Genomic DNA, 11,178 nt, shown 5'->3' with positions numbered 1-11,178 from the left:
CGCTCGATGAGCCTCACTTCGTAGTCTGTCAGCGCCAGGTTGGACGATACCGGCGGCATCTTAACCGACTCATCGCTGCTGGTGATGCGGCGGTACGCTTCGCTCCGGTCCGGATGGCCGGGAACGATCGCATGCATCCCCGCCGTTTCCACCAATGCCTTGTACGCCCCTTCTTCCGTATCGAGCCGCAGATCCGCCTCGCGTGCATTCTTATCCGGCCCGTGGCACGCAAAACATTTGTCGGACAGCACCGGACGGATGTGGAAATTGTAGTCAACGACAGCGGGTAACTGCATGGACCCACCTAATCCGGTGGTTCCGCGTCCAACGAAAAAATAGCCAGAAAGTACCGCAACAAACACCGCAATTGCGATGCCCACTAACCACTTTGATGAAAGATGAAGTCTCATAATTGATTTAACGCCGGTATTTCATTCAAATTTATGTAAAATTGATTTTACGTCCAAGTCTAATCGTCTTCAATTTCGATGTCCCCCACTCGTCAATTGCCTTTAACCATTTTTATTCCTCCCTTTCATCACCCACCAATATGTTACAAATGTACAGACAAACAGACAATCATCCAACTTATCCTGAGCAGTAAGTTGTTATTCCTTATAATTGGAAATTTTTACGATAGCAAAAAAAATTAATAGTGTGCCGAAAGCATCGTGTACTGTCCTTTAATCAGTGCTACATCCGCATCCATCGTTTCCCCGATCGGCACATTAAGCTCTTCCAAGGCGGTTTTATACAAGGTATTATGTACAGATCCGGCAACTAAATAAACCGGTACACTAGAAGATATGTCTTTTAACTCAGAACCAATCAACAGCCCACTCAAAAAATGAAAATTCTCCGTCTTTGAAACATTTTTAAGCAGTTGATTCGTCCTCACGCGAAAGGCTGCGTGCAGCAATCCGGAGGCTCGCGCCGCGCTAACTCCCTCGCGAAAACGCTCCTGATTGGCCGGTTCATCGAGATCAGCTTCTTCCACAGACGCTGAAAGAACACTATGTGTCGAAAGCAACTTAAAAAATTCGCCCGTCATATGGGTGTTAAAAGCGATTATCTCTTGTTGCTTCACGATCGCGTGTTTGGAGTGGGTACCGGGTAGTATAATCAGTTGCTCTGCACCGTCGTCTGCCAGCATCGAGGCACAACCGACGATCTTGGTCTCTTCTCCACGCATGACATCGGTAGCTGTCTGTACACCGGAAATGACTAAAATGGGGTTTACCTCTCCATCAGACTCGAACTTCTCCACCATCAAATCCCTGCCATCCAAATGAACCGGCAGCTTTTGATAGGGAAGTTCCTTCATTCCGATGGATGAAGAAGCCATTCCCGAAAGAATCACCGGAACTCCGGTCAGCGACCGGTTGGAATGTTGACTCAATTCAGCGATCCGCTCCTTCAATATGGATGCATAAAATGCTTGCCGTTCCCGCGACCCGCCTTGATCTATCCAGCGATTGTACGTTTCGGCGATACCTTGTCCCCGTGTTGTTTCGATAAGGACGCAAAGGTCACTTGTCCGAACCAGCCGAAGCCGGAAGGCCGTTGTTCCCCAATCGCAACTTAGAAACACTTCCATTGCCTACCATTCCGCTACGCTGCCATCTTCATGACGCCAAACGGGATTCTGCCATTGGTGTCCCACCGCCGCCATGTTCCGCACATGCGCTTCATCGATGGTGATACCCAGTCCCGGACCTTCCGGGATATTTACGTACCCATCCTGGTATTGGAAAACCGATTTATCTTCCAGATAATCCAGCAGGTCGCTTCCCTGATTATAATGAATGCCTAAGCTCTGCTCCTGAATAAATGCATTGTGACAAGTCGCATCCACCTGCAAGCAGGCTGCCAGCGCAATGGGCCCTAACGGGCAATGTGGTGCCGCAGCCACATCAAAGGCTTCTGCCATGGAAATGATTTTTTTGCATTCGGTGATTCCCCCCGCGTGCGATAGGTCGGGTTGGATGATATCCGCATACCCCGCATTCAGCAAGGTCTTGAATTGCCATTTCGAAAACATGCGTTCACCCGTGGCGATGGGAATGGACACGTGATTGGCAATTTCCCGCAGGTCCTCATTATTTTCCGGCAATACCGGTTCTTCGATAAACATGGGTCGATAGGCTTCCAGTTCTTTCGCCAATAGTTTTGCCATGGGTTTATGTACCCGTCCATGAAAATCGATCCCCACCCCAAAATCAGGCCCCACGGCATCGCGTATCGCCGCAATCCGGCTTACCGCTTCATCGATTTTGGCATAGCTATCTACATACTGCATTTCTTCCGTCGCATTCATCTTAACCGCCAAAAATCCACTATCAGCCATTTGCTTTGCCGCCATGCCAACATCGGCCGGGCGGTCGCCGCCAATCCAGGAATATACCTTCATCTTATCCCGTGCTTTGCCACCGATCAACTGATGGATAGGAGCGCCGTAGTATTTCCCTTTGATATCCCACAACGCTTGGTCTATACCTGCGATCGCACTCATCAGAATGGGGCCGCCCCGATAAAAACCCGCCCGATACATGACGTTCCAATGATCTTCGATGGGCAAGGGATCCTTCCCGATCAGGTAGGTCATTAATTCATCGACTGCTACCTTCACGGTTGCTGCCTTTCCTTCAATCACCGGTTCACCCCACCCCACCAAGCCGTCATCTGTCTCAATTTTCAGAAACAGCCACCGCGGAGGCACGAGAAATAATTCATAGGATTTGATTCTCATGGTAAATGATTTATCATCGATCCGCAATTGCGGCAACAAATTGCCGCGCTTTTTCAGTAATGGCTGCCAGGGATTGGGCGGTGATGGGTTGCTTGGCATTGACCAATGCACTCCCGATACCGAATCCCACAGCACCTGCATCTTGGTAATCGTTAATATTCTGAGGAGTAATCCCTCCTGTAGGCAACAGCGGGATTTGCGGCAGTGGGCCGGCAAGCTCCCGTATATAACCCGGTGAGGTAGCAGGAAATACCTTAATGAGATCGGCTCCCCATTTAAAAGCCGTATAAATTTCCGTCGGCGTATAGGCTCCGGGAATACTCACCGCGCCGAGATCTTTGGTTACCTGAATGACGTCGCGTTCCACAATCGGCGAAAGCACAAACCTCGCTCCCGCGGCAACTGCTGCCGCTGCCATCTTCGTATCGAGCACCGTTCCCGCTCCAACCACCAACCGATCGCCAAATGTTTCGGTTACCTTCCGGATAGCATCCAATGGTTCCTCAGAATTCATCGTAATTTCCAATACGCGGATACCCCCTGCATACAAAGCCTGGGCAACTTCCAACACATGTTTCGGCGGAAGACCTCGGATAATCGCAATGATCCTGTTGTCAGTAATTTCGGATAATGTAGCCATATATCGGTAAAAGTAATCAATCTTTGCCAAACAACTTATGTAACTCGCTTTGTACAAATGGCTCCGCCCGATCGCCGAACCGGGATCGGATCGCACCCAAGTCTTCCGGCAGCACTTCATCACCGACATTATTACCCCAAGCGTTACGAATATAACTTAATAGTTCGGCCAATTCGGCATCTCCGATTGCTGGATTATGCGCTATCCCGGGCATTTCGCCACTTACTTCCGGCGTTTTATAGGTATGACCGGCAACGTCAACAGGTCCAGTTAAACCGTATAACACCAGTGACATCAGCCTTTCTTTGTTTCCTTTTACCCATTCCGAACCGGCTAAAGGCGGCGCGATAGGCGACACTCCCCTTCCATCCTCACCGTGACAGGGCTGGCATGCCGTTTGAAAAAGCACCGTTCCCTTTGGATACCGTTTCGCCAGCAACGCTTGGTCTTTGCTTTTGCTTTTTTCGTTGATCGCATCAACCACCGCAACGAGACGACGATGCAGTACGGTTGAGGTATCAACTTTTTTACGTTCCATCTCGTCGAGATACGTTAGTTCATGCCCACCAAGACCACTTATAAAGGCATCGGACACATATCGATCATTTGCGTAAGCCTCCGCCAACCGATTGCTTAAAGCGGGTATCTCAGGAAAGCGTTCATTAGCCAACGATGCCATGGCCAACATCGCATAGGGAGCAAGCACGGTATCCTGTGGGGAAATGGCAACGGTAAGCAAGTCTTTCAATTGATCCGGGGCGACTGTTTTTTTCAATGAAGTTAATGCTGCCAATGCTTGGGCACGTACTTCCCATCGGGGGTGTTCCAGCACAATTCGGATGTCGTCCGATGTCAACTGGCCCAACCCTTCCAACGTCCACAGTGCATGAACCGCCGGTAAAGGTTCGTTATCTTTTTTCAGCAAATTACGCAACTTGGTTGCCACCTCAATGGCCTGCCGATCTATCAACGTACGCTGCGCCTGGTCACGTACCCATCCGTTTGGATGTGCCAGCAGCGAAATCAGCGAATCCGTATTTTCCGGAATGGTAACCACCACACGCTTGGCATCTCGCGGAAATACCCGATAAATCCGTCCCATACTCAATGGCAAGGTTAAATTACGTTTGGCAATTTCGCTTTTCAGGTAGGGAGTCAGGTACGTGTTGTGTTGGATAATGCCCCGGTACATATCGAGAATATACAGCGAACCGTCGGGGCCATCATACAGGTTTACAGGTCGGAACCGCTCGTCGTCGCTTGCCAGAAATTCCCGTCCTTCGTAGGCCTGTTTGCCAACCACGCGAAAGCCTTCCGCATGCAGCACGTTACGTTTGATCAGGTTAGCTGAGGGTTCGGCCACAAAAGCATTCATACCCGATAACAAGCCACCGCGATAGATCAACGGACCACATGCCGCGGTGAAATTCACCAATCGTCCCGTGCTGTCCAATATCCCTTCCATATATCCCCGGTTGACGCCTGTAGTCGGATGTATTGGATAAACCCGCTTATCCGCTACGATGGTTTCGCCGTATCCAGCCACCCTGCGTTGGTTGGGGTTACCTGCACCGAGACCCGGCGGGAAATAATCACCTGAAAGGTTACTCGAATTATCGTTGTAATAAAGCCTGCCCCAATCGTCGTGGCTGATTCCCCACTGGCCGCGGAAATGTGTTTTCTCTTTAAGCCACTGGCCATCATCGGCCCTTCTATATCGCCAATCGTATTTAGCGCTGTAAATCCAATTGTCCAATGCACGGAAAAGCCCATTAGGTTGGTGTTCCACATTGCCGCCTTCGGCATAGGCACTATCCACCAATGTCCTGCCCCGCGGTTTATCATCTTTCATTTCATAAAACCATAACTTAGGAGGTTCAGCGACGAGCAATCCCCCGTTCACCAGGCAAAGCGCGCGGGGCATTACGAGGGAGTCCAGGAAAATCTTCCGGTCGTCCACCTGACCGTCGCCGTCTTCGTCTGTCAGGATGACAATCCGGCCTACGGGTTCCTCTTCGCCCGTACCCAATGTGTCCGGCATATACCCCTCCATTTCGGCCAGCCATATGCGACCATGATTATCAAACGTCATCGCCACGGGCGCAACTACCAACGGTTCCGATGCGACCAGTTCCACTTCAAACCCATCTTCCACTTCCATTGCTTTAATGGAAGCCTGGGGACTTAGCACGCCGTGTTCTTCCTTGTTGCCACACCTCACTAAGGTGAACACGACAACAGTTAGAATCCAAAGCAATCTAAGGGGGTTAAACACTGGCTGTAGGCGATCGGATGTCTTGTATCTGTTTATATCAGTTGTTTTCACTTTGCAAAGTTGTATGAATTTGGGAAAAAATCAAGATAAATAGCAAATTAGATACAATTAACCCCATAAAAAATGCCCATCGCTGCGTTGATAGTAGCTACGATGGGCATTTTTTATGAGGTGATGCTATCCTTTTCCTAGTTTCCCGGATTAGTCAGCACTTGCTTTTCGGCGAGTAATTGCGTTTCAAGTGCTGCATAGGGTACATCCTGTACAGCCACATTTTGGTCAATCGCCAATGAAGCTGCCAGTGCTGCACTTTGTCCCAAAATCATGAATACAGGCTCCATACGAATGCTGCCAAAGGCGATGTGCGAACTTGAAACACATACAGGCACCAACAGATTGGCACACTCTCCTTTTTTAGGCACTAATGATCCATAGGAAATCTGATAGGGTCCTTTCTTCGGATGCACGCCGATATCGCCTTCATTCTGCACAAAACCGTCCGGCTTCACATAGCGTTGTACGTTATGGGAGTCCAGTGTATAAGACCCCATTCCTACTGGATCAGTGATTTCCCGTTCACTGAATGTATCGTGCTCGGTCATCACATACTGTCCAACCATGCGACGGGCTTCCCGGATATACAACTGATGCGGCCAGTTATCATTACCGGTAAATTCGTCCTTTGCCAGTCCCCACTGCGCCATTTCGCTCCGCACTTCTTCGGGCACCTTCGGATCATTGGCCAAGAAGTACATCAATCCTTGTTGGTAGTCGGTATGCTCCTTAATAATTTCCTGGCGCCTTTCGTAGCTCGCCTCCGGATAGTCATAGTTCATCCCGATAAAGTCGGTACTAAAAGGCCCGTGATTATTTGTATCCGTCTTCCGATTGGGAATCGGGTCAAACTTTTGGAACGTCTCCCGCCATCCCGACGCGAACACACGGGCAAGCAACTCGTAATTTTCGGCGTTGTAATTATCCGGTTTCGGAAAAGCCACCCGGTTGTCCGGATGATTGCTCAGGCACATCCGGAAGCAGTAGGCCTGCAGGCGATGATCGCCCTCGCCGTATTTACCGGGGTCCTCCCCCGAAACGCCGTACAACAACCCGCTGGTGCTGTCTCCAGGCACTTTGTACGGACTGATATCACTTTTAAACCAATGGCCGTGGTGTAGCACACCGGTCTGCACTCCGTTCCACTTTTCATCATACACGCTGTTGGCCTCACGGCCTACATGATAACTCACCCCAGCTGCGGCCATCAGGTCCCCCTCATAGGTTGCATCAACGAACATTTTACCCCGGTACGTTTTGCCGCTGAGTGTGGTAATTGCCACGATCCGGTCTCCTTCTTTGGCTACCCCCTTTTCACGGTCGAGCCACTCATCCCGCCGAACGTCTAGTGTAAATTCGTTCACATAGTCCTCGAACACCTGTTCGGCGACATGCGGTTCAAAAATCCACATGGTACGGGCATTGCCATCCATGGCGGGTGTTCCCTGGCCTTTATTACCATATTCGGAATGCTTTTGCCACCGCCAAGCAGCACTGTCCTCGTAATGCATGTAAACACGGTGGTAAAAGTCGCGTGCTAAGCCGCCGATGACCGATTTATTGCCCGTGTCGGTAAAACCCAGACCACCCGATGAGAGGCCACCCAAGTGTTCGTCTGGTGACACCACAATAACGGATTTACCGGATTTCTTGGCCTGCACGGCAGCTGTTATGGCTGCCGAAGTACCGCCGTAGATAATCAAGTCGGCCTCAAACACGTTCGGATCGGAGGTGCTGCAGGCCAGGTGGCAGCACACGAACAGGAATAAAAAGAAGGATCTAATCATAATAAGCAATTGGTTAATATCTATTGATCGTCCGAAGGTACAAAAAGTACCGCATTCGCGGCGACTGTTCCATCCGCTCCTTTTGTGCTAAGGGTAACCGATGGTGGTCTGGTCCCTCCCTTGGTCACCGTATAGCTTCCCAACGGCACCCAAGTGCTGGAGGTCTGTCCTTTGATTTCTACACTGGATAAATCCAATACCAGTTCCTTTTCCCTTTTGCCATCAAAAACCGCGTACGTCAATTTACGCGAGCTTTCGGCGGTCTTCGGAAAATAGGTATAAACATCGTACGTACCGTCTGCGATTGATGTAGCAGTGAACGTAGCCGCACTTAATCCAGCGGCGCTTTCCGCCTGAACATAGCCACGTCCATAGCCCTTTGATTTACCAGGGTCCCAATTGCCACTGAAAGCCACTGCGTCTGTATCCGTGCTGCTTATCAAATAATCGACTTGCCGACCATCGGCCTTCGGGTTATTGGCCAATATCGATTTGACTTGCTGAACATCCACCTGCTGTACGGATATTCCGTCATCCATAGCGATGCAAGCTGCTACTGCCGCCGATTGGCCCAGCACCATAAATACAGGTTCCATCCGTATGGAGCCAAAGGCAATGTGACTTGCCGAGAGGCAGACGGGTACCAATAGATTCGTTACCTCGTCGCGTTTCGGTACAAGGGCACGATATGAAATCGGGAAAGGTGGAAAACCACCTACTTCCACATTCCCCTCATTTTTGACCATTCCATTAACTACCAATCGATCGCAATTATGCGAATCCATGGTATAGGCAGCATACCCAACTTCGTCATCCACTACCTCGCGTCCCTGGCAATGATTTTGGGTCATCACCAATTCACCGATCATCCGCCGCGCTTCGCGAATATACAACTGAGGGCTCCAGTGGTTATTGGTCACATACTCATCTTTCGGATACCCCCATTGTTGCATTTCCTTACGGATAAATTCGGGTACCGAAGCGTCATTTCCGACAAAGTACAGCAATCCCTTAGTATACTCTTCATGGGCTTTGATTATTTCCTGCCGGCGCTCGAAGTCTGCTTCCGGATACTCCCAATTCATGCCGATCATATCCGTGGAAAAACCATTCCGGTTGTTAATATCCGTTTTGCCATTGGGCATTAAGCTCCAGATAAATACATCGTTGAGCCCTTTCCACGGTTGAATTTCCTTTTGACGTTTGAGCAATTCATAACGCGTGGGATCGTAGTTGTCCGGTTTCGTGATCGGAATCCGGTTTTCCGGCACATTGGTGAGCGCGATACGGTAATTATAGGCCTGCACCTTCTTATCGCCTGTGCCGTCCGGCAGTAGTTCACCGTCACGTATTCCCCACAGCAAACCACTGCTTGGATCGCCTTTTACGACATACGGATCGACACCATTCGGAAACTGATGACCTTTCATCAGCTGTACGCCATTGATCGTTTCACCGTATACGCTGTTTGCCTCACGCCCTACGTGGTAGGAAACGCCAGCTTTAGCCATCAGATCTCCTTCGTAAGAACAATCCATATATACCTTGGCCTTCACGGACAGCGATGGGGCACCCAGTTGGTCCACCGATTGCAAAACAAGCTCTTCGATGTTCGTTCCTGCCTTTTTAACATCCAGTAGCACCTGACCGAAAACCACCTCGGCATCGCATTGCTCCATATACGCATTAAATATTCCTTCGGCCACATGGGGTTCGAAGATCCATTGCTCGAACGCGCCGTATTGCTCACCGATTTTCCTGTAAAAATCCAACGCCAAGCCGGTCACGACATATTTATTGCCGATGTCCGTTTGACCAAGTCCACCGGAGCTCATGCCGCCGAGCATTTGACTGGGTTCGATAAGCACTACCGATTTCCCGGCCTTTGATGCCGTATAAGCCGCCACTACACCGGCGGAAGTACCGCCGTAAATGCAGAGATCCACTACTTTTGTCTGCGCATGTGCATCGTATATCCAGCAGAACATGAATAAGATGCATGACAATCTTTTAAAATTCCTCATTATTTTATACTTGTTTTGAATACTTACTCCCAATTGTCGTGTAATAATTGACTCAGCGTTTGCAGCGCCTCTTGATATTCAGGAGCTTCCGCAACATTTCGGTTTTCGTCGGGATCTTTAGCATGATCATATAGCTCCCAAACAGGCTCTTCCCCCGACTTTGACTGCCATTCAACCAATCGATATCGATCTGTACGGATGCTACGTCCCATCAATCGTTCACCTTTTACGTTCTTTGGATATTGGCTTCTGGCTATTGTCTTATCCCATTCCGCCCGCGGGTCGTCCAGTAACGCGGCGAAGCTTTGTCCCGTTAATGCCTCCGGTGAATCCAAATGGCAAAGATCGGCGATTGTGGGGTAGATATCGACAAATTCAACCAATGCTTGGGAAACGTGCCCCTGCGCACGTTGGCGAGGCTTGGCAACAATCAACGGCGCTCTGGCTGATGTTTCATAATTTGTATGTTTCGTTGCCCACATATTGTGCTCCCCAACTTGGTAGCCATGATCCCCTACCAATACAACAATTGTGCTGTCCCGCAAACTCAAACTATCCAGTGCAGCCAGTATTTTTCCGACCTGCCCATCGACGTAGCTAATACAGGCTAGATAGCCATGGAGTAGTTCGCGTTGTCGGTCCAGCGGCAGGTCATCTTCGTTACGCACGTGCTTGTAATCTTCATATACCCGCAGATCGGCGTATTTCGTCAAAGCAAACTTTGGGGCACCCATCGGCGCATACCGATTTTCCGGAAGGATAATGTCTTCCGTGCGATACATATCCCAATATTTCTTGGGAGCGATGAATGGAAGATGGGGTTTATAAAAGCCTACTGCGAGAAAAAACCGTTTGTCTTTCAATTCAGCTAATGCCTTTACCGCTTGTTCGGCGGTCTGCCCATCGGCAAGCAGGCTGTCGGCCATTTCCGGGGCTTCGGTAGCAAAACCACGGGGAATGTTACCGTAATCCATCTGCTCGCCTTTCGCTTCCATTTCTGCCAGCTTCTGTTGCCGGACGGCTTCACCTTTAGGTCCATAAACGGATCTTGTGGGTAGCCATAGCGGAGCTGACCAGGAAATGGGGTCATCCATGTTACCAAATGCGCGCGGGTCACTCGGTATCAAGTGGAAGATCTTATATAACCCCTGGCTGAACCATCCGTTGTTTTTAAACAGTTGCGGCAGTGTTACCGCGTCCGGCACCTGTTCGCGAAAATGGGTCGTAAGATTAAAAACACCGGTTTCTTCAGGCCGTAGTCCGGTTAACAACGACGCGCGTGAAGGATTGCAGAGCGCCATCTGGCAATAGGCTCGGTTGAAAACGGTACCCCTACCCGCCAGTTGATCAATGTTAGGGGTTTTGACCAGCGTATCGCCATAGCATCCCAATTGGGGCCTCAAATCGTCCACCATAATAAATAAGACGTTATAACCGTTGCTAGCAGTTTGCTTCTTCATAGTAGGCTGTGCATAGCTAAACGCACAGCCTACTATAAGTAATCCGATTAATGGAACTAAAAAACGCATCGTTATTTTAATTGATAACCATACTTGTCAAGTAAACCCGGGCATTTCAGCCCGAGATTCTCACAGAACCGTGCGTAAGCGTCTCCGCTTACACGGCTCTTATTATCTAACCTTTTGTTA

Annotated in this window: 8 protein-coding genes; all 8 read right to left on the bottom strand. The window is 49.7% G+C overall.

Translation table 11 applies throughout. From position 1 onward, the window contains the following. On the bottom strand, nucleotides 1-410 hold a 410-nt coding region (locus tag BMZ56_RS25175; RefSeq protein WP_305728242.1), incomplete at its 3' end, for a c-type cytochrome domain-containing protein. Nucleotides 411-649: 239 nt separating this feature from the next. Continuing rightward, nucleotides 650-1,597 (bottom strand): 2-dehydro-3-deoxygalactonokinase, encoded by a 948-nt coding sequence (locus tag BMZ56_RS25170; protein WP_090632605.1) that lies wholly within the window; start codon nucleotides 1,595-1,597, stop codon nucleotides 650-652. Nucleotides 1,598-1,600: 3 nt separating this feature from the next. Continuing rightward, nucleotides 1,601-2,749 carry a galactonate dehydratase gene (gene dgoD, locus BMZ56_RS25165; protein WP_090632611.1) on the bottom strand — a complete coding sequence of 383 codons (1,149 nt, stop codon included), beginning with the start codon at nucleotides 2,747-2,749 and terminating at the stop codon, nucleotides 1,601-1,603. Between the two features lie 13 nt (nucleotides 2,750-2,762). Continuing rightward, complete coding sequence (locus BMZ56_RS25160; protein ID WP_090632609.1) at nucleotides 2,763-3,389, bottom strand: bifunctional 4-hydroxy-2-oxoglutarate aldolase/2-dehydro-3-deoxy-phosphogluconate aldolase; 627 nt, start codon at nucleotides 3,387-3,389, stop codon at nucleotides 2,763-2,765. A 16-nt stretch (nucleotides 3,390-3,405) separates the two neighbouring features. Further along, nucleotides 3,406-5,646, bottom strand: coding sequence for a DUF7133 domain-containing protein (locus tag BMZ56_RS25155; protein WP_245893016.1), 2,241 nt, complete (start codon nucleotides 5,644-5,646; stop codon nucleotides 3,406-3,408). Between the two features lie 206 nt (nucleotides 5,647-5,852). Continuing rightward, complete coding sequence (locus BMZ56_RS25150) at nucleotides 5,853-7,505, bottom strand: FAD-dependent oxidoreductase (RefSeq protein ID WP_090632603.1); 1,653 nt, start codon at nucleotides 7,503-7,505, stop codon at nucleotides 5,853-5,855. 20 nt (nucleotides 7,506-7,525) lie between these two features. Further along, complete coding sequence (locus BMZ56_RS25145; RefSeq protein ID WP_245893014.1) at nucleotides 7,526-9,493, bottom strand: FAD-dependent oxidoreductase; 1,968 nt, start codon at nucleotides 9,491-9,493, stop codon at nucleotides 7,526-7,528. 59 nt (nucleotides 9,494-9,552) lie between these two features. Continuing rightward, entirely contained in the window at nucleotides 9,553-10,989 is a 1,437-nt protein-coding gene (locus BMZ56_RS25140) for a sulfatase (RefSeq protein WP_177195308.1), read from the bottom strand. Nucleotides 10,990-11,178 lie beyond the last annotated feature (189 nt).

This window comes from Parapedobacter indicus (genome assembly GCF_900113765.1).
GTDB lineage: Bacteria > Bacteroidota > Bacteroidia > Sphingobacteriales > Sphingobacteriaceae > Parapedobacter > Parapedobacter indicus.
Note: the sequence above shows the minus strand (reverse complement) of the source record. Positions and strands in the feature narration are given on the sequence as shown.